Raw genomic sequence first — 20257 nt, forward strand, 5'->3', positions numbered from 1 at the left:
TAGCAAAAAAGTCCTCCGCTATTGTTGATATACCCCAGGGGGGTATATCAACGACATAAACCCTGGCGTTGATATAGGGTAGAGTTGTTGTGTAATGTTCAATAGCAAGGCTTGCGAGCCCGAAGGGTTTATCCGAAGTTTATTACTATAAATGAGGACGAGCGTAACGCAGCTATTGGGCATTACCCGACAACTCTCTAACCTAGTTTGGGACTCCTTGCCCAAGTCCCAACACTCCTGCTAAAGAGTATCTTGCGATAAGTCATCATGATTATGAGATTCCAGCTCAGTAGAATGTAAGTGATTCCCACTATGGTATTACCAAGAGCTTCCAAGACTTTTTGTTCTTTATATATACGCAAACCATTAAACATCGAAACACCAATAATGATCGTTAAGCAGATACTTAAATACATTAATGAAGTCAGATAGGTCTCACGTCCATTGGCAAAACGAATCACTTCATAAATCACATCTAATGATAACCAAAGAGGAATACTGAATTCTCCTAAGAAAAATAAAGTATCAAAGATTTGATTCAAAGTTAAATTACCTGGTTTGAGCAGTTGTAAAAAATAATTGAGATATCTTCTCATGCTACCTTCAGCCCAGCGACGACGCTGTTTGATAAAACCATCAAGTGTGGTTACGGCTTCCTCGTAGACTTGGTTCTCCGGACTAAAACGAATGTCCCAACCATTGACGTGCAGGCAAGTAGAAAGATCAAGATCGTCGGTAATAGTTTCTTCGTTCCAACCACCAACATCTTCAAGCGCTTCTCGTTTAATCAATTGTCCATTGCCGCGTAATTCGACAGAGCCGCGAATACTATCTCTGCCCATTTGTAAATAAGTATCCATTGCATATTCATGGAGTTGCTGGCGTGCTAGCAAATTTGCTTCCGGATTAGAAATTACTTTTTGTGCTTGGACGGCTGCAACTAGTGGATCATCTAGATAGGCAACAATATTCTCGATGAAGCCTTCTTTGATTACGGCATCAGCATCCAGCACAAGGATTACCTCTCCCTGAGAGACCTTGAGCGCATCGTTGAGTGCTGCAGCCTTGCCCGGGAAAGCATCTTGCGGTCTATTAATGGCAATGATCTTACCATTGGAGCTTTTCGCTTTAGAGTCAATGATTTCTTGAGTTTTGTCTTGGCTCCTATCGTTGATTATATAAATTTGCAAGTTTGTATAACTAAGTTGCAGTAATCTATCGAGGGTTGCAGCAATTACAGTTTCTTCATTGTGCGCAGAAATGAAAATATCAATACTTGGCTTATAAGACCCACTTAATTCACGCGGATTACGACGTCTATGATACTGTGCAACAAAAATAAAAATTGCATGGAAGATCATTAGCATTATCATCATGCCCAGTAGAGTCAAAGACACATCAGAAGGTAACTTGTCGAGATATTTATTTGGTAGTAATTCCTCAAGCGCTTTAATGAGAAGCCAGATGCCAGCAATAATTCCAAATAGTGCAAAACGATCTTTATTGTTTCCTCGCCAAAAATTGAAGATTCTTAATTTGCGTGATTTGTTTTTTTTGAGTATTTTCATTGTTGTTTGATTTCTTTCACCATAGCTTTGAGTTCTGGATATTTTGGTAACCAAGAGCCGTCACTGCTGAAGTTGCCTGGTACTATGTAGCTTTTGAAATCCCAGGCATCTTCTTTATTGTCTGAGCTTGGTAATAAAGATCTTAGCAAAGTTCCTAGTTCAAATAACTCCCTGAAGCTTAAGTCAGTAGTAAAGGTTTGACCTGCTTTGAGTAAGACACTAGGCATTTTAAAGATCATTGCTGGTTCGGAGAGGCGTTTGAGTGCTGCTCTAAAGAAAATATGTTGTCTTTCTATACGCCCAATATCCCCCTTGTCGATATTCCTATATCTCAAGAAGTTCATAATTTGTGCACCTTTTAATTTTTGTAAGCCTGCTTTAATGTTGATATGTAAGCCAGCTTTGGAGTCGTGATACTGCATATCAACGGGCACAAAAATTTTAACAGGTCCAATGGTTTCTAATAATTCGATAGCTGATTTCATACTAAAGACAATTACGTGATCGATTTTTAACCCCAAAAGTTTTTGAACCACTCGCTTACTGAGTTTGTAACCGCCAAGTTGATTGGCGGAATTGATTCTATGAATATCTTTGTGTTTTTTGAGCTCTATGTAAGTGTCTCGCGGAATACTAATGATGGAGACTTGTTTGGTAAAAGGATTAAAATTGGCAACTACAATGACATCAGACCTGCCGTTCCAACCTTCTAGTTTGCCTGGAATTAGAGAATCGGCTCCTAATATCATGATGTTAAGCTGCTTTTCAAGTTTGATAGCGTCTGGTTTATCAATTTGCTGGATTGGTTGATCTGGTGTAATCTTATTTTCTTCCCAATAAAGGAAATAACTAGCAGTTAATAACATAATGCAGCCAAGAAGAATTAAAATGATGTGACTTCGTTTCACTCAAATAGTTTAACAGCAGCCAAGACTTAGAACTAGAATTTGTTGCGTATGGACACGCTGAAAAACGAAGTTTTTCTTGTCGGGTCCATGAAAAAAGGTTCTGTCCGTGCAGAGCACGTGACAGATAAGGGTTGAGACTTTGCATTTTTAGTGCATCCTTATGAAAGACAGTACACTTTCACATGAAGCTTTATGCGTATATAATGATAAAGAATGAATTCTGTTCTGAAATTAATTGCGATATTACTTATAATTCAATGCAGCTTAAGTTCTTGTATTGATATTAAGAAAATGCTTGGGTTTGATACTTCTGTTGTCGATTTCCCGCCTGGTGATTATCCGGGTACAGCTAAATTGATCACTAACGGAGAAGCTGCTGAAATATCAGAAGCTATCAAAGTCACTTTTCTACCAAAGTCAATGGATCTAAAAGATGGCATCGGTGTTTTGCAAATGCATAACAACAGCCAAAGATTTTTTTGGCGTACTGATGGTAACAATAAAGACTCTTGGAATGTTTTATTTCACAAGGACCAGAACCTCTATACTAGTCTGGAAGAGAGCTTTGAGTTTGATGGTTTAATCAGGACAACTGAGATTCAGAATATTCTTGAAGGTAGATTGCATATCAATAACAGTTCTGTGATTCGTGATTATTTTATTGAAGGCTCGCAAGTCTTTCCACCGTCGATTATTCCTGGCAAGGATGCTCTTGAAGTTAAAGCGGGTGATGAGTTCTCCATTAATGTTGACAAGATAGGTGAAGATCAAGAGGCAATTAAGGTTTTTTACAAATCTGCAGAAACTAAAGAATTAGAAACAATGGAAATTCTGAAATTGGAACGAGGTAAAGAAGGCGTCCAATTATTTTTTGCAACTGACAAAAAAATGAAGAAAGGTACTTATACTCTTTATTTTGAAAGGGGTACGGAATACAAGAGTAATACCATTAGTTTCAATATTATATAGTATTACGGATTCGCGCATAATGCTATGATTAGCAGCGTTGAGCGTCAGAAAGGAGTTTCAGGAGATTCAAATGAAGATTGCTGTCGTAGGTTGTGGTCATTGGGGTAAGAACTTAGTTCGCAATTTTAGCGAGCTTGGGGTTCTGTCATATGTTTGTGATCAAAATCCTAGCACTGTTGAATACATTAAGAATAATTACCGTGGCGTAGAAGTCACTGATTCTATCGATGAGCTGCTTGCAAGAGATGATATCGATGGTTTGGTTATTGCAACACCGGCAAGTACTCATTATCAATTAGCTCGTAAGGCTTTACTTGCTGGCAAGAATGTTTATGTAGAAAAACCATTGGCACAAAACTTTAGTGAAGCTGAAGAGCTACATAGTATCGCTCAAGAAAGGGATATTGTTTTGATGGTTGGACATTTGCTTTTGTACCATCCAGCTGTAAATAAACTCAAAAGCCTAATTGAATCCGGTGAGCTTGGACAAATTAATTATCTCAATTCTGATAGACGTAATTTTAATCCTAATCATAGAAATGATTCTGACGTGATGTGGGATCTTGCGCCGCATGATCTTTCAATGATGTCTTATATACTTTCTGCTGAACCCACAGATGTTCTTGCTGCTCGCGCTTGGGCTAGTGATGATGATGGAGTGATTGATGTTGTTCATCTGGATATGCTCTTTCCCAACAATATCGGTGCTCATATCCATAACAGTTGGCTAGATCCTCAAAAACAAGCTCTCTTAACTGTTAACGGCAGCAAAAAAACAGCCGTGCTCAATGATGTCTTTAAAGAAAACAAACTAGAAATTTATAGTCGTAACGCTGATGGTTCCTTGACTGTAGAGAAACCAGTTTATTCTAATGATGAACCACTGAGACTTGAGTGTAAGCATTTTCTTGACTGTATTGAAAACAAAGCGGTGCCAACCAGCGATGGTAATAACGGCTCTCAAATTGTTAGAACTTTAGAACGATGCCAAAAAATGATGTGCGTTGGGACTCTGAGTCCAGCATGAAAAAGCTAGCTTTGTGGATTTTGTTGTTTGGCATTACTTTTAGTATTGGCATTTATTTTAGTCGTGATTACAAATTTGAACACTACATGATTGAACCCAAGTCTGATCTTGTTAAGGCTTATAAAATTAATCTCAACCTTGCTGATTGGCGTGAGTACGAAAATCTACCAGGTATCGGTCCTACTTTAGCTCAGCGCATTGTTGATGATCGCGCTGCTAATGGGCGCTTTAATGCCATTGAGGAATTGAAGAGGGTGTCAGGGATTGGTGAAGTGAAGTATCAAGTGCTTAGTGAATTTATAACTCTTGAAGTACAGTAGACTTGTCCCAGAATGTCCAATAGCTGTGTTATGCTCACCCTTATTTGCTAGAGCAAACTTCGGGTAAACCCTTCGGGTTCTCGCAAGCCTTGCTCTTGAACATTCTGAAACAAGTCTATTGTCCCAGGTATTAATTATAGAAGCATCGCTAAAACAATTCCTCAAAAAAGGTTTTGTAGCAAAGTGAATAGAGCTCAGCTTCGTAGAAGCTGCTGACTTTGCGAGATTGCTTTTTTGAAAATTTGTTTGAGCTGATGCTTCGGTACTAGAAGTTGAATTGGCAGTCATAATGGTTTGTTTCCCATGCTAAAATAGCCAGAATGGCGATCAAAGACCCAGTTATAATCATCGGCTGCCCCCGTTCAGGGACAACGATGCTATTTAATATCCTTAATCAAAGTAAGGAATTGTTTACGCTTTATCGAGAGAGCTGGAATGTCATCAAAGGCGCTTATCACAAGGGCTTGCTTAATCCAATTGCACTTGATGATAGTTTGACAACTGGTGATATGACTCCGGAGCTCAAAGAATATCTTTTGGATCAATTTAATAAATATAGTGTCAATAATGAAGCACTTTCTTATTGGATTATTAATCACCTCAAAATCAGAGGCTTAACTCATCACTTGCCGATTCCAAACCCATTGGTGGGTCCACTTAAATTATGGAATGCATTTGTCAAAGATGTTTTTGTTGGAGATTACCGGCTACTTGAAAAAACTCCGCGCAATTGTTTTCGAGTAGCTTTTATGAATCAATTATTTCCTGATGCACGATTTGTTTTTATACAAAGAGAAGCCAACGCCAATATCAGTTCACTCATGGAAGGCTGGCGCAAGAACGCTTCCTGGATTAATCATCAACGTTTCCCTCAGCTTGATGACAGTGATTTTAAGATGAGCAATTTTGACTATGTTAAGTGGGAGTATGTTTTGCCACCTGGCTGGAGAGAATTTAACGGTAAATCTCTTGAAGAAACATGCGCGCATCAATGGATTCAATCAAATCAATATGCTCTTCGTGATCTTGATCAGTTGGACTCTTCTAGAGTAATTAAAGTGAAGTATGAAGATTTGGTCTCTGATCCAGCAACTACTGTTAAATCAATTACTGATTTTATTGAAGTTCCTTATGAAGGCAAGCTCCAGCAATACGCTGAGAAGCCGCCTGTAGTCAGCACTTCAATGTTTGAAAAACCAAAGCAGGATAAGTGGAAGAAGAACCAAGAGGCGCTTGAGCGTATTGCCCCAATGTTGGCAAATCAACAAGTTGCACTCAGTTAATCATGTTACAATAATAACGAAATGATTAAAAGAGTAGGCGATCAACTAGGATCAAGTCCGCAAACTCAAAAGAATAGCGCTCGGAGAATCCAAGACTTGAGTCCTGATCGTATAAACCGTTTACCAAGAGATCAGGCACTGCAAATTGCAAACAGACCGCAGTCTTTTTCTGTTGATTCTGAAGAATATATTTTAAAACCAACCGAGCGCTATTGGTGGCTGGATTCTTACTGCCCGGTAGAAAAAATACCCCGCAAAAAAATCTTGGGTTTGTTACCAGCTTCTACCATGCAATGGCTCACAAGACCAGTCGATAAGCTTTTGCAGAATGGTACTTTCCAGCCCGAAAAGATGGCCAAGCTCAGAGCGCGAGAAGATTTGGATCTGAAAGACAAAGATCCGCAGTCAGTTTTGCAATATCTCTATGAGCAGGGGATAGAAAATATCAAGCCTGTAAAGATCAAATTTAAAGATAGAACTCAATTAAGCACAGCGAAGCCGCAAAATCATATAAAAGCAATTTATATTCAATCACCAATTGAGACAGGAAAGAAGAAAGTGTTTGTTTATTGTCCTGGCCGTAGTGGTGGCATTGGTTATATGAGCGAGGTTGCTTTGCACCAAGCATACCTTGAAGGAGATGACATTTTGCTATTGAGCTATCGTGGTTATGACACCAATATGATGGGATATCAGCCTAGTCAGGATTCTATGGCTGATGATATTGATGCGGCGATTAATGTCTTGATTCTTGAGAAAAAATATAAACCCGAAGATATTAATTTCACTGCTTGTTCTTTGGGAGTTGACGCTCTGATCAACGCTCTTGCTTTGCGGGTCAAGCGGCTTGCTGTAGTTGATGCCAAGGAGCATTGGGGTAAATTAGATTTGCGCTGTCCTTTCAAGGATCTTGGTGCAATCGCTAGAGAGCGAGTCAAGAAGACTATACCTTTGATCGGTGGCTTATTGCAATATCCTGTTTGGGCAGCTGTCAGGGACAAACCAATCAGTCACCATGATAATTTGGATTTTGTTTATCCCTATGTTGAGTCTATGGACTTCTTAGCAAATATTGAAGGCGAGCAAGGCACCAGCGATGAACTTATTCCAAGATGGCATACTGAAGCTAATTACCAGCGTGCTCGAGCTTTAGTGAATAGATCTAAGGGCATAGAGCGAGATGACAGGGCAGTGAGTTTGTTGCATTTGCCGGATGCTAATCATCAAGAGGTTTCTACGGCAGTAGAGGGAATAGGTCGCTTAAAAAGATAGCAACCGCAACGATTTGCGTGTTGCCTCACTGGATAATTCCTTATTATGCGACAAGTCTCTTTGGAACGATGGTGCTAATTCGGTTGTAACAACTTTTTGCCAGCCCAATAAATTGGATAAACCACATCATAAAACTTCTGTTTACCCTGCAATTTGTCGTAGATCTTATTGGCTTCAGCGTTCCAGAGATTTATTGACTTATCTCTTTTGACTTTGGTCTTGGTGTCTTTGTTTAGGCAAGTATCTAGTATCTCGGCTGCTCTTGCTTCAGTCACTGGGATACCAATATCATTAGCTATCTCTATGATCTTGGCTTGAGCATATTTGCTATCAGATCTGAATTTATTAAAATCGATTTGGGTTACACCAGGCTCCGTTTTCCACATATCTAAGAACTTAAACAACTTCACTCTTGTTGGTCCAAAAATTTCAAGATACTTGATGAAATGATCTTGAGCACTGAGGTCACTGTATTGAGTAAACTCATCTTGCATATCACGGCGCACCTCGCGGAACCAATAAAACTCTGCCTGCATTGCTTCTTTGTGATCGCGAAAAGAATAAATGATTTTGAAATGCTTCATAGCAAAGTCATTCAAGAGCGGTTTTGCGATATGTCCAAAAACAAACTCGCCAGCTTGCACTGTATAAAGAGCTTGATCTATATTAAGTGGTACTTTGGCTTTGGAGGGAGTGTATTTATTTACCTCCTCTCCAAAAAGCAAAAGATTTTCTGCGTGATTCTTGGCAACGTGAAGGTGTCTATTCTTTGCGCCAATTTCGCTGAGGATTTCAGCTAAGAAATAAGTGCCGGCTTTAGGGATGGTCGTAAGTAAAATAGGTCTCATGATTTATCCACCATAGTATTGTAACCCGGATAAACAACGAGCTTCTTTTTAAAACAAGGGAAGAAAAAGCTACTCTCAAAAGCCCCATCCATAATCAGCTCTCGCTTATCAAAGAAAATATCCAATTGTTGAGTAATTGCTTTGACTAAGCCATCACTATAAAGAATAGTCTTGCTATTTTCATTGATCTCTAAGCCTGTTAAATCAAGAAACTGATCTAAGTTCTCTTGGTTCAGGAAGATATAGATTCTGTCCTTGGCTTCAAATTTATCCATGCTTTGATATTTCTCTAGTGGAAACTCCTGCTGGGCTTTTTTGCCACGAAAGAAATCACATATTGCTTTAAAACCTAATCCAGCATTGGAGTAGTAGCCATGCAAAAATAAATATACAGACCAAGCACCAAATTTAGCTAAAACCAAAGGCAGAGCAAGAGGTTTGTGTCTCAAGTATAGATAAAGCAAATTGCGAATATTATAATACTTAATCCAAGTAGCTTGCTTGCATTGAAGTGACTCATGAAAAACAATCGATCTTGGATTACAGTAAATTGCCATGCCCTGTTTTGGAGCACGCAAGCACCAATCAACATCATCAAAATGAATAAACAAATCATCCCAGTAACCTAGCTTGGTGATTGACTTACGGGTTTTGAGTAGGGAAGCTGCCGCGCAGTATTCTACCTTACGCTCTTGCAGTAAGTCATCGGTGATTTTTGTGAAATTCTCGCCAGCATTTTGCATATCAACTCGAGCCTTGCCCCAATCCATAAACGCACCAATCTCGCTAATAAGTTCTGGTTTATCAAGCTGGAGTATCATTGAACCAGCTGCCGCTGCATCTGGATTCTTTTTGATAGTATCCATTAACCAATTAAGAGAGTTGGGGTGTACTACTACATCATTGTCCAGTAGCCAAATATAATCATTACCTAGTTTCTCGATAGCGTAACGCATGCCGGTATTAAAACCACCAGCCCCACCAAGATTGGCGCCAGTTTGAATTACTGTGATTGCATCTCCAAACTCAGCTCTTAGTTTTTCTTCAGAACCGTCTGCTGATGCGTTGTCTATGACAATGATGTTTAAGAGTTTTCTGTCGTAATTCAAGTGCTCAAAAGAGAGAATCAATTCTCTAATATATTTGTGTTTGTTATAAGTCACCATGACGACGGTCACGGGATCATTGTGAGTAGGAATTGCTACTTGGTCTTTTTCTTTGTAGAGTAGTGCGAGATCAGAGTTGCTCAACTGACTAGCTCCTTTTCCGGTCTTCGCTCTGCTACGACGGGACTAAAGGTCTTGAGCATGAAGCCATCTTTGCAAGCGCGGATTATAGTTCCAAAATATTCTTTTTTCTTTTTGTAGTGTCTTGAGTGCAAAATCCAGCTGGTTAATTTAGCAAGGAAAACAAGCGGGAACAACAATCCAGCAGCGGTTTTGTAGAAATGCAGCGAATTGCGGTAGGCATAGTACTTCTTCCAGATTTGATCATCGTAACTATCAACAAAAGTCGCTGAGTCATGATAGAAAACCAAGTCAGAATGATAAGCATTTTTATAACCAAGGTTGGAAAGCTCTAGAGTATAAAGCCAATCATCACAATAGATAAATAATTCTTTGCGCGGTAAGCCAAGCTCTTCTTTAACTATTTTGGTTTTAACAAAAAACCCAACAAAGCTAGAGTAATCTACAGTCACGTCATTTGAGTTCTCAAGCTCTTGGTAACTCAAGTAATGACTGTCTTTTACAAAGAAATACTTTATGAATCTCTTGAATGATTTAAATGGATTAAGTCCTGGCCTGTTAAAGTCCGCCACTTTGCCATCAGGTGTGACAACCTTACAACTAATTGCACCCACTTTCGGGTCAGGTTTGATCTTTCTGAATTTATCAATAAGTCCTTCACTTGGATAAGCATCATCATCATAGATCAAAACCCAGTCAGCGTCAGTGTTTTCGGTTGCATGTTTAGTCCCGTGATAAAAACCACCCGCGCCGCCGCTATTCTCTTCCATATTGAGAATCATCAGGCGTGAGTCAGTTTGCTTAGAGAGCCAGTCCTTGGTATTGTCTGTTGATTTGTTATTGACGACAACTACATAGTCAATGCTTTGAGCTAAGACTGACGAGATTGCTAGTTTAAGTTTCTCAAGCCTATTATACGTAACAATGACCGCTGCTACTTTTTGATCAGCCATTGACTTTCTCCGGTCTTTTCAAAAACTCTTTTGCGACTTCTAAGGCTGCTGCAATAGTGACATCCATGTCCATATACTGGTAAGTACCAAGTCTGCCAATGAAACTAACCTCATCTTGTTTTTCAGCAAGTTCCAGGTATTGATCAAGCAATGCTTTTTCTTTGGCTTGCCTGATTGGGTAGTAAGGAATAGTCTCTCCTGGTATGTGTTTACTGCTGTATTCCTTGAAGTAAATTGTCTTCTCATGGTTTTCCCATGGAGCAAAATGCTTATGTTCAGAGATTCTTGTATAAGGAACCTCTTCATCGCAATAGTTGATCACGGCAGTACCCTGGAAGTCACCATCAGCGCGCAATTCTTCAAAACGAAGCGTACGATAATCAAGCTCACCAAGCTTATAGTCAAAGTATTGATCGATCGGACCACTATAAAAAACATGCTGATAGTTTTTCTCCATGGCATGATCAAACTCTGTATTGAGTTTGACGCTGATATTTGGGTGATCAAGAATTCCTTTGATGATGTGACTATAGCCATTAAGCGGCATGCCTTGATTTTTGTGATTGAAATAATTATCATCATAATTAAATCTCACCGGCAATCGCTTTAATATACTTGCTGGTAATTCACGCGGCTCAAGTCCCCATTGTTTTTTGGTATAACCATAGAAAAACGCATAATAAAGATCCTTACCAATAAAACGCATGGCTTGCTCTTCAAAAGTCTCAGGGTCTTCAATGCTAGTATCCGCAATCTCTTCGATCCAAGCACGCGCCTCATCTGGGCTCATGGTTTTGTTGTAGTACTGATTAATCGTCATCAAATTAATGGGCAAACTAAAAACCCTGCCTTGACTTACGGCTTTAACTCTATTGACATAAGGCATGAAGGTATCAAAGCGATTAACATAGTCCCAAACCTCTTGATTATCAGTATGAAAAATATGCGGTCCGTATTTATGAACCATCACGCCAGTCTCTTGGTCTCTTTGACTATGACAATTGCCAGCAATATGATCACGCTGATCAATCACCTCGACAAAAGAGCCCTGTTCGGCTAACTCACGAGCAATAATTGCTCCAGAAAAGCCTGCGCCGACTATAAGATATCGCTTGTCTTTGCCCATTTGAACCAGATAAGTATAGCGTGTATAGGGTCGTATTGGACCCTGATTAACTACAATCGCGCCACATTGCGCCACAATTTAGCTGCGCAAGTGGCGCAATGTGGCATAATAGCTATAGATGGTACTCAGCACTGAACCAAGTCAAGAATTATTAGTAGAATTGCACAATTTGCAAGCTGATTTAATTAAGGCCTGCAATCTAATTGAGGAGTCTAGTGAAGCGGAAAAGTTTTACTTAAATCATCAAGCCCTGATTAGCAATATCGGTAGCTCAACAAGAATAGAAAATGCGGTACTCACCGATAATCAAATTGAATGGATAGACACCCAATTACAAGAAGATGCTAAGACTACTGCTTTTGAAGAAAAGAAATCCTTTATCTTAGACAAGCTCTCCAAAGACAGGGAGAGAAGTCTTGAAGAGGTAATTGGTTGTAAAGAAATATTAGAAGTCGTATTTCAACAATTCCGCGAATTGTATCCATTGACTGAAACTATTGTCTGGGGCTTACACTATAAATTATTACAACATTATCCCAAAGCTCAGCACTTCGCTGGTCAGTATAAAAGCTCAGAGAATAAAGTTATTTCTCACAATCATGATACTGGTGAGAACAGGACGGTGCTGGAACCTGCTAGCCCAGGTATTATCACTGAAACAGCGATGGTGGAACTTGTAAGATGGTATAACCTGCATATTAAAGAGTATCCATGGACAATTCTTTTTAGTACTGAGTTTGTTTTTCGTTTTCTTGCGATTCATCCGTTTCAAGATGGTAATGGCAGGCTCGGGCGTGCTTTGTTTTTGCTTAGTCTCTTGCAATCTCCCAATAAATATTTAGCAACAGTCGTTAGCTATATCTCAATTGATCGTCAAATTGAAAAAAACAAGACCCAATACTACAAAGTATTGCAACAAAGCTCCTTGGGTAAGTTTTATGCCGATCCTCAGCGTTATAACTTGGATTCTTTGCATTGGTTTTTTATCAAAATTATTAAATCAGCTATTGCCGATGTACATTTCTACCATGCTAAATACCAAAAGCTCCAAAAACTAAGTGAGTCAGCAACGACTGTGCTCATTAGCTTTAAAAACAATCCAAAGCCAAAATTAAAAATCTCAGATCTTGAACTAGACATAGACTTGCCTCGCAGAACGATACAAAGATCCCTAAAGACCTTAACGGACAAAGAATTTATACAGAAACTAGGAGCTGGTTCTGATACTAAGTATCAACTTGTTTTTTAAGAACTAATAGAGTTCTTTCGAAACCCATAAATGGGTCCGAAAGAACTCTACCAAAATCTTCGATTTTGGGTCTTTTGTAAGACCTCATTACACGAAACCTTCGGTTTCCAAAGAGGTCTAATAGACTTGTTTTGAAAGTCGGAATTATCTCCAAAGGCAACAGCGCCAATAAGCCCTGTCCAGACAGTAGGACCGTTGTAGACACAGAATTCATTAGACTTGTTTCGTTTAAGTAGAGGGATTTAGCCATGCTTGTGTTATTACTTAGAATCTAATATACTAAGCTCACCCCCTATGCGTGCTGACTTCCTTGTAGCTTTAATAATGGTGATCTACCTACTAGGTTATTTCCTCTACTCATCTTTTCTTGCTAAAAAAATATTCAAACTAGACGACAGTCGTAAAAGCCCAGCTCATGAGTTTGAAGACGGTGATGATTTCGTGCCAACTCGCAAATGGGTTTTGTTCGGGCATCACTATGCCTCTATAGCTGGTGTCGCACCAATCATTGGTCCCTGTATTGCTGTCTATTGGGGCTGGCTACCAGCGCTCACCTGGGTGGTGCTAGGTAATATATTTATGGGTGCAGTTCATGACATGGGGATTTTGTTTCTCTCGGTGCGCAATAAGGCTCAGTCACTTGCTGAAGTTGCCGGGCAGTTTTTACCAAAGAAATCCAAAATCGCTTTATTGTTTATTATTGTTTTTCTGTTATGGATTGTGACGGCAGCTTTCTCGGTGGTGATAGCCAGACTTTTTGTGACTTATCCAAGTTCGGTTTTGCCTACTATCATCGCTTCGATTCTTGCACTTATTATGGGACAGATCTTGTACCGGTCCAAGCTGCACGCACTAGTGCCAAGTTTGATTGCGCTTGCTTTATTGTATGCAAGTATCCCGCTTGGAGTGAAGTATCCAATAGATTTGACTCTTTGGTTTGAACCGGGTATTGCCACTGCCCTTTGGGTTTTGGTTTTGCTTGTCTATGCATTTATTGCTTCAGTTTTGCCAGTTTGGGTTTTATTGCAGCCGCGCGATTATATCAACTCTCACCAGATTATTGTGGGACTCGGAATTCTTGTTGTTGGAATTTTTGTAACTAAGCCAGAGATGGTTGCGCCGATGATTAATTTTGAAGCCGAGCGTTCTTGGTTTCCGTTTTTGTTTATTACTGTTGCTTGCGGCGCGATAAGCGGCGCACATGGTTTGGTTGCAAGTGGTACTACCGCTAAGCAAATCAACAAAGAATCTGACATCCGTCCAATTGCTTATGGCGGCATGCTCTTAGAGGGCTTCCTTGCTTTGCTTGCGGTGATTGCAGCTAGTGCTGGTTTTGCAAACAATGAGGGTTGGTGCGAGCATTACGGTTCTTGGGCACATGCTTCTCGTCACGGGCTTGACGCTTTTGTGCAAGGCTCTGTGAGTTTTATGTCTCATTTTAATTTGGGTCCAGAAATTGCAGCAGCTTTTATTGCGGTGATTATAATTTCATTTGCTGCTACAAGTCTTGATACTTTATTTCGTATCCAAAGATATATGCTTGAAGAGATTTCAGTGCTGATTAATTTCAAACCATTGGGCAATCGTTATATTGCTTCTTTAGTTGCAGTGCTGACAGTCTCGATGATGGTCTACTCTGATGGCATTACCAAAGTCGAGGGCGCTTTTACTTTGTGGCCGCTCTTTGGAACTACTAATCAATTACTTGCTTCACTTGCTTTGATGATACTGGCGCTGTTTTTAATGGAGCTTGGCTCAAATAATCTCTATGTACTTATTCCAGGGATTATTCTTACGATACTTACGGTCATTGCAAACACGATGGGAGTGATGGATTTCTGGCACGACGCCAATTATTTACTGGCAGCTTTTGCTGTTTTGGTTTTATTTTTGCAGTTGTATATTGTTAAAGACATTACTAGGAGTTTGTTGACAAATGAAACAAATTAGTCAATTGGCTTCTCGCAATTTCTTCATCCTCATAATTATTTTTGCCACTCTTGGTTTATTTCAAGCCCAGTGGCAACAGGATCTTCAACAATATATCGAGCATATGCTTGGTTTGGTGATTTTTGCAATGGCTTTGACTTTGAGCTTTGGCGATTTTGCCAAAGTTTTTAAGCAGCCTCATCGTTTAGCACTTGGAGTTGCAGCTCAGTATTTAATCATGCCTCTTGCAGCTTTTTTGATCGCAAGACTAGTCGGACTATCAGCGGAACTTGCTGTAGGATTGGTTTTGGTAGGTTCTTGCCCAGGCGGTACGGTTTCTAATGTACTTGTGTATATCGCCAAGGCTGATTTACCACTTTCTGTTTCAATGACTTTCACGTCGACCTTGCTTGCACCATTGATGTTGCCATTAATGATGTGGCTTTATGCATCGCAATGGATAGAAGTGGATACTTGGGCTTTGTTTTGGGCAGCAATCAAAATAGTTTTGATTCCGTTAGTTTTAGGCTTGAGTACAAAAGTTTTAATTAAAAACCAAGAAGCGCGACTAGAGCCCATCGTCTCACTTAGTTCAGTCTTACTTGTTTGCATCATTATTATGATCATGGTTGCCGTTGGCAGCCCGCGGGTGATGATGCTTGAAAATATACAAGCGCATTTGCTTCAGGTTATGCTTGCGGTATTTTTACTGACTGCTGTTGGTATGCTCGCTGGTTACTATTTACCAAAACTAGTTGACACAAATTTAAACAACAAACAACTTAGAGCAATAGCAATTGAAGTTTCTATGCAAAACTCGGGTCTCGCTTCGGTACTTGCCCTAGTGCATTTTGGTCCACTGGCAGTCGTACCAGCTATTTTTGCTGCTACTTGGAACTGTATCGCTGGTTCGCTTTTGGCTAATTATTGGGCACGAACTTCTCTTGCAACTCATCCAAAACCTCTTGAGCACTAGCTTCCATCCTGAGCATCTTCAAGTAAGCAGCATTGATTTCTCTTTTGTAACGATTTGCAAAAGCGACTTGCGGAAAATAACTTGCATTTGGACTATTTGATAATTCAATAAAAATATTGATATAAGGATTTTCATGTCGGCTAAAAAATTCAGCTGAATGATTTTTAAGCGGCGTGAATTTGCCTTGAGCAAGAGCTAGATATTCTAGGTTCTCTTGTTTATGTAGCCATTTGATAAACTCTTGCGCTTCTTTGGGGTGTTTGGCTTTAAGAGGGATGGCAAGGGCGTCGATGTTTACTAGAGTTGCTCCGGTCCGTCTTCGCTCTGCTACGACGCGACGACCTTCTACGAAGGTCGGAAACGGCGTAACAACCACTTCCATCTTCGGCGCAAAAATCCCAGTAAGTCTATGCTCCCAGACACCACTGTTTTCAATTGCTATGCGTCCTGAATAAAATGGATTGTCAGGACTTTGATAAGCATGGAAGCCCTCGGTAAATGCTGCTAATTTATCGCGCGGAATTTTACTTGCAAAGTTGTCCTGCACCCAAGTCCATGCTGCGATATTTTCTGGCAAGTTTGCCGTCACGCCATTAGCGTTGCCCCAACTGCCACCAAAGCTACTAACAATGAACTTGCCAGCCCAAGGAGGCCAGCTCGGCAGCCAGCCGATTTCATCTGAAGAATTCATTTTGTCAAAAGCTGCAACTATATCATCAAGTGTTTTTGGAATTGCTAAGCCATACTGATCGAGCAATCCTTTATTAATATGCATCGCGTCACAAGTTGGCATCAAAGGCATTGCATACTGCTTAGCATTGACATTAAGCATCTCTAGATAGATTGGAATATAATCCTCCTTGTCCACATTCCCCAAGTCCAGTAAGCCTCCGCGCAAGCCAAGATCAATAACCATATCTCCATCAATATGAATCAAGTCAGGCGGCACGCCAGCTGCAATCGCCATTAGGATTTTTTTGCGTGGCATCGAAATGCTCAGCATCTCAACTTCAAAGTCATGATCTTCTGAGTTGAATTTTGCCACCAGATCTTCAAGTGGTTTTTTTTCAGTACCGCTCCAATATTGCCAAAAGACTACTTTGTTAGCATCATCCTTCTTCTTTTTTGCAAAAACAAAAGGTAGCGCAGCGATGCACAAGAATACAAATATATATAATGTAGTGTTTTTATGCAAAGCCACAATTAAGCATACACTGAAAAATAGACTTTCTCGCGCCTTATGTGACACGTGTTCTGCACGGTCACAACCTTTTATCATGGACCCGACTAGAAAAACTTCGTTTTTCAGCGTGTCCTTAAATGATACCAATGTCATTAATAAAAACATAGTTATGCTGACTCTCAGGGTTCTATTTATCAGTTACCATTGCAATGATGTCGACACACAAGGTCGGAACGGTGCAAGGCACTAGTTCCGTTAGTGAGATAAAGGAAACTTTTGTAGCATGACTAACGAACGCAGAGTAGTAATCACAGGAATCGGACCAGTAACCCCAGTGGGTATTGGGCTTGAGGATTTTTGGTCAAGCCTCAAAGCAGGCAAGTCTGGTATCACTGAGCTTAGCCCTGAAAGAATGGAGGGCTATGATTGCCCGGTCACTATTGGCGGTGAAATCAAGAACTTCAATGTCGCTGATTATTATGACGACCGTAAAATCCTTCGTAGTTTAACAAAGGACATGGATCCGGTATCACAATTTGCAGTAATTGCTTCTAAGTATGCAATCGAAGATTCAGGAATTGATTTTGATAAATTAGCTGACTACGGAACAGACAGAACCAAGGTCGCTACTTTTGTTGGTACCGGTATTGGTGGAATCTCAACGACTTGTAATGACACCATGATTTTGAATAACCGCGGACTCAAAGCACTAGGTCTTAGATCTATTATTCGTTTGATGCCTAACGCAGCTTCAGGTCATATTGGGATCATGTGGGGTTTGCAAGGCAGAGCCAAGTCTGATTCTACTGCTTGCGCATCTGGACTGGATAGTATGATGGATGCTTTTTGGTATATCAAAAACGGCTTAGCTGACATTATGGTGACTGGCGGAAGTGAGGCTTGTCTTAACCCATTAGCAATTTCTTCTTTTTATAATATGACGGCACTTTCTCGCCGCCAGACGACAGCCGCTGAAGCGAGCTGCCCGTTTGACGCACGTCGTGATGGTTTTGTAATGTCAGAGGGCGCGATGATTTTCACTCTTGAGGAGTTATCAATAGCCAAGAAACGTGGCGCCAAGATTTACGCTGAGCTAGTTGGCGTTGGTGCAAGTTGTGATGCGTATCACATTACTGCACCAGCTGAAGACGGTAGCGGCGGAGCTAGAGCAATTGAGATGGCATTAGACTCAGCTGGATTATCTGATAAGCGCGAATGCATAGATTATATTCACGCTCATGGAACTAGCACGCCGCTCAATGACGCTCGCGAAACCCTCGCAATCAAAAAAGTCTTTGGCGACCACGCCTACAAACTTGCAGTAAGTTCAACCAAGTCAATGACGGGTCATATGATCGGTGCAGCTGGACCTACAGGGCTTGCAGCTGCTGCACTTGCTTGCCGCGATGATATTATCGCGCCAACAATCAACTACCAGCAAGCAGATCCAGCCTGTGATCTTGACTATGTACCTAACGTCGCCAGAGAGCGTGAGGTGAACTACGCAATAGTGCAGGCACTTGGTTTTGGTGGACATAATACCGTGGCGATCGTAAAGAAATTCGCAGACTAATTAGCTATACAAAATCTAACCAACTCTTCGGCGTCATCCCCAATCTCTTGCTCTCTAGCAAGGCTCAACTTCTTATCAATATCAATTGCAGAAAATCCTAAGTTACTGAGGATGGAATTTACGTCTTCTGCCGAATCATAATTATTATCGTTATCAAGAATTTCTGACCTTTTCACATTTGACAATTTGGTTTTTAATTCTAAGATAATTCGCTTGGCACTCTTTTGCCCAACTCCAGGTGCAACACAAAGTAGTTCATGTTTCTCGCGCAGCACTGCAGAGATAATCTCCTCAACATTTAGCACGTTTAATATATTTAAAGCAGCTTTCGGGCCCACGCCACTCACACTAATCAAGCATTCAAACAACTCTTTTTCTGCACGACTAATAAAGCCCCAAAGCCTGATGCCATCCTCTTTTGACTGAGTATGAATTTGCACAGAGAGTTTCTGTCCCTTAGTAACTTGTCCAAGTGTTTTTGTGTTAGAAAAAATCAAATAACCAATATTATTTACTTCAAGAATCAAGCTTGAGTTGTTGTAATTCCGCTCAGTGACTATTCCGTTTAGGTATGCAAACATGTCATTTATTATATAGCCAAAATTAATATTCTTTAATCACATAGCTGGAACTTTTTATACAATCTTGCAAGTGCTCACCAGTAGCCAATTCTAATTCGTAATTACAACTCAAGCAATTAAAACAAGAAAATAATGATTTTAAAAATTTGTTAAAAGCAGTTGACCCAACGCCAGAAATCTGGGACTATAGTTCCTGTATACACGGGGTCCAATCCCTTGGCCTCTGTGTTATGAGAATTTTATATGGAATATAGGGTGAACAAACGAAATAAAAAAGGAGAAACAATGAGTCTAAGAAAAATTATTTCTTTACTCTTACTCGTATCCTTCGTTTTTACAACGGTCAGTCCAGCATTCGCGACGACGACTGTTAATCAAAACGGAGTTACATTGCCGACCTTGGCTGAAGACACTGGAACAGTATCTTTGGAAGGTTCAAATATAGATGTTGTCCCACTAAAGCTTGAAATTAGAGCTGGTATTGGCGAAATCACTTTCGGTGCTGATGGTGGAGCAATTAATGAACTCCAAGGTGCTGGTAACCAATTGAGAAATGGTCAAACTTTCATTACAGATGGTAATGGTAAGTTATTCCTAAACAATGGTGACACCATCACTGACCTGAACGAAGTTCAGAGAGTTGCAGGTTTTGCTGCACCTACTGGAATGAAGTTCGTTAAACTTACTTCAGCTGGCTATGATGATGCTGCAATGGTCAATGGTGATGTTTTTGCTGGTGCATCTAACGGTTCTGATCTTTTAAGAAACGTAACAATTAATACTGGAAATTCTCTACCTAGCGGTGGAGCTAACGGTCAAATTATTGTTGCAACTGTTCTTGACCAACAAGCAAGTACTGATATTTTTGGTGCTAACGCTTCAAGCCTTCCAGCTGGTAGTTTGGTTCTTAACTTCTTAACTGCTCTTAACGCTGGTGAGTCAATAACAGACAACTCAATCATCGTTAACATTGACGGCGTAGGGCTTGCAAGTGATGGTACTGGAGTTCTTGCTGAAACAGGTAATGTCGCTGCTAAGTACATTAAGCCAATTGGTACGCATGGTGATGAAGCGCTTACAGGCTTCACTTCTGGATTAACGCAAGATGCTGCTGGTAACCCTATGAACATCGCTACACTTGGACCAAGTGGAGATAAGTTAGAAGCAATTCTTGTTGGTACTAAGACTGGTAATGATGGTGGTACTGTTGTTACTGAGACTGATGCCAAATCTAATAGTTTATTA

The 20257-nt window shown here is 40.3% G+C and carries 18 protein-coding genes; 10 read left to right on the forward strand and 8 right to left on the reverse strand.

Annotated elements, in window-relative coordinates; translation table 11 throughout:
- Window positions 1–197: 197 nt before the first annotated feature.
- Entirely contained in the window at window positions 198–1568 is a 1371-nt protein-coding gene (locus O3C63_00545) for a glycosyltransferase family 2 protein (protein MDA0771410.1), read from the reverse strand.
- Window positions 1565–2476, reverse strand: coding sequence for an LCP family protein (locus O3C63_00550; GenBank protein ID MDA0771411.1), 912 nt, complete (start codon window positions 2474–2476; stop codon window positions 1565–1567). The genes O3C63_00545 and O3C63_00550 overlap by 4 nt, the downstream gene beginning before the upstream one ends.
- 213 nt (window positions 2477–2689) lie before the next feature.
- Here O3C63_00550 and O3C63_00555 point away from each other — a divergent pair, with 213 nt between their 5' ends.
- From O3C63_00555 to O3C63_00575, 5 genes are all read left to right on the forward strand, one after another.
- The gene (locus O3C63_00555; GenBank protein MDA0771412.1) at window positions 2690–3445 is read left to right on the forward strand and encodes a hypothetical protein; all 756 of its coding nucleotides are present in this window, start codon (window positions 2690–2692) and stop codon (window positions 3443–3445) included.
- 37 nt (window positions 3446–3482) lie between these two features.
- The gene (locus tag O3C63_00560; GenBank protein MDA0771413.1) at window positions 3483–4472 is read left to right on the forward strand and encodes a Gfo/Idh/MocA family oxidoreductase; all 990 of its coding nucleotides are present in this window, start codon (window positions 3483–3485) and stop codon (window positions 4470–4472) included.
- Window positions 4430–4792: a helix-hairpin-helix domain-containing protein gene (locus O3C63_00565; protein ID MDA0771414.1), complete on the forward strand. Its 363-nt coding sequence runs from the start codon at window positions 4430–4432 to the stop codon at window positions 4790–4792. Before O3C63_00560 ends, O3C63_00565 begins: the two co-directional genes overlap by 43 nt.
- 320 nt (window positions 4793–5112) lie before the next feature.
- Window positions 5113–6075, forward strand: coding sequence for a sulfotransferase (locus O3C63_00570; GenBank protein MDA0771415.1), 963 nt, complete (start codon window positions 5113–5115; stop codon window positions 6073–6075).
- A gap of 21 nt (window positions 6076–6096) precedes the next feature.
- Window positions 6097–7347, forward strand: a complete 1251-nt coding sequence (locus tag O3C63_00575) for an alpha/beta hydrolase (protein MDA0771416.1) — start codon at window positions 6097–6099, stop codon at window positions 7345–7347.
- A gap of 74 nt (window positions 7348–7421) precedes the next feature.
- Here the strand turns inward: O3C63_00575 and O3C63_00580 are convergent, their stop codons facing one another.
- From O3C63_00580 to glf, 4 genes are read right to left on the reverse strand one after another with little or no spacing between them, the layout of a single operon-like run.
- Window positions 7422–8195 carry a sulfotransferase domain-containing protein gene (locus tag O3C63_00580; protein ID MDA0771417.1) on the reverse strand — a complete coding sequence of 258 codons (774 nt, stop codon included), beginning with the start codon at window positions 8193–8195 and terminating at the stop codon, window positions 7422–7424.
- Window positions 8192–9445, reverse strand: a complete 1254-nt coding sequence (locus tag O3C63_00585; GenBank protein MDA0771418.1) for a glycosyltransferase family 2 protein — start codon at window positions 9443–9445, stop codon at window positions 8192–8194. The genes O3C63_00580 and O3C63_00585 overlap by 4 nt, the downstream gene beginning before the upstream one ends.
- The gene (locus tag O3C63_00590) at window positions 9442–10395 is read right to left on the reverse strand and encodes a glycosyltransferase (protein MDA0771419.1); all 954 of its coding nucleotides are present in this window, start codon (window positions 10393–10395) and stop codon (window positions 9442–9444) included. The genes O3C63_00585 and O3C63_00590 overlap by 4 nt, the downstream gene beginning before the upstream one ends.
- The gene (gene glf, locus O3C63_00595; protein ID MDA0771420.1) at window positions 10388–11521 is read right to left on the reverse strand and encodes a UDP-galactopyranose mutase; all 1134 of its coding nucleotides are present in this window, start codon (window positions 11519–11521) and stop codon (window positions 10388–10390) included. The genes O3C63_00590 and glf overlap by 8 nt, the downstream gene beginning before the upstream one ends.
- Before the next feature lie 118 nt (window positions 11522–11639).
- Between glf and O3C63_00600 the strand changes: the two genes are divergently transcribed.
- The 3 genes from O3C63_00600 to O3C63_00610 all read left to right on the forward strand — a co-directional run bounded on the left by O3C63_00600 (window position 11640) and on the right by O3C63_00610 (window position 15675).
- Window positions 11640–12770 carry a Fic family protein gene (locus O3C63_00600; protein ID MDA0771421.1) on the forward strand — a complete coding sequence of 377 codons (1131 nt, stop codon included), beginning with the start codon at window positions 11640–11642 and terminating at the stop codon, window positions 12768–12770.
- Between the two features lie 294 nt (window positions 12771–13064).
- On the forward strand, window positions 13065–14720 hold the full coding sequence (locus O3C63_00605) for a carbon starvation protein A (GenBank protein MDA0771422.1): 1656 nt from the start codon (window positions 13065–13067) through the stop codon (window positions 14718–14720).
- Window positions 14707–15675: a bile acid:sodium symporter family protein gene (locus O3C63_00610; protein ID MDA0771423.1), complete on the forward strand. Its 969-nt coding sequence runs from the start codon at window positions 14707–14709 to the stop codon at window positions 15673–15675. The genes O3C63_00605 and O3C63_00610 overlap by 14 nt, the downstream gene beginning before the upstream one ends.
- On the opposite strand, the gene O3C63_00615 is transcribed toward O3C63_00610, so the two are convergent.
- Window positions 15620–16870 carry an extracellular solute-binding protein gene (locus O3C63_00615; GenBank protein MDA0771424.1) on the reverse strand — a complete coding sequence of 417 codons (1251 nt, stop codon included), beginning with the start codon at window positions 16868–16870 and terminating at the stop codon, window positions 15620–15622. The two genes, O3C63_00610 and O3C63_00615, sit on opposite strands and share 56 nt — an antisense overlap.
- 271 nt (window positions 16871–17141) lie before the next feature.
- Between O3C63_00615 and O3C63_00620 the strand changes: the two genes are divergently transcribed.
- A complete protein-coding gene (locus O3C63_00620) occupies window positions 17142–18431 on the forward strand; it encodes a beta-ketoacyl-[acyl-carrier-protein] synthase II (GenBank protein ID MDA0771425.1) in 1290 nt (429 codons plus the stop codon).
- Here O3C63_00620 and ruvA read toward each other — a convergent pair.
- The gene (ruvA, locus tag O3C63_00625; GenBank protein ID MDA0771426.1) at window positions 18428–19012 is read right to left on the reverse strand and encodes a Holliday junction branch migration protein RuvA; all 585 of its coding nucleotides are present in this window, start codon (window positions 19010–19012) and stop codon (window positions 18428–18430) included. The genes O3C63_00620 and ruvA overlap by 4 nt on opposite strands.
- A 285-nt stretch (window positions 19013–19297) precedes the next feature.
- Between ruvA and O3C63_00630 the strand changes: the two genes are divergently transcribed.
- Window positions 19298–20257 (forward strand): hypothetical protein (locus O3C63_00630; protein ID MDA0771427.1); only part of this gene is annotated, 960 nt, incomplete at its 3' end.

The organism is Cyanobacteriota bacterium, from assembly GCA_027618255.1.
Classification (GTDB): Bacteria; Cyanobacteriota; Vampirovibrionia; order LMEP-6097; family LMEP-6097; genus JABHOV01.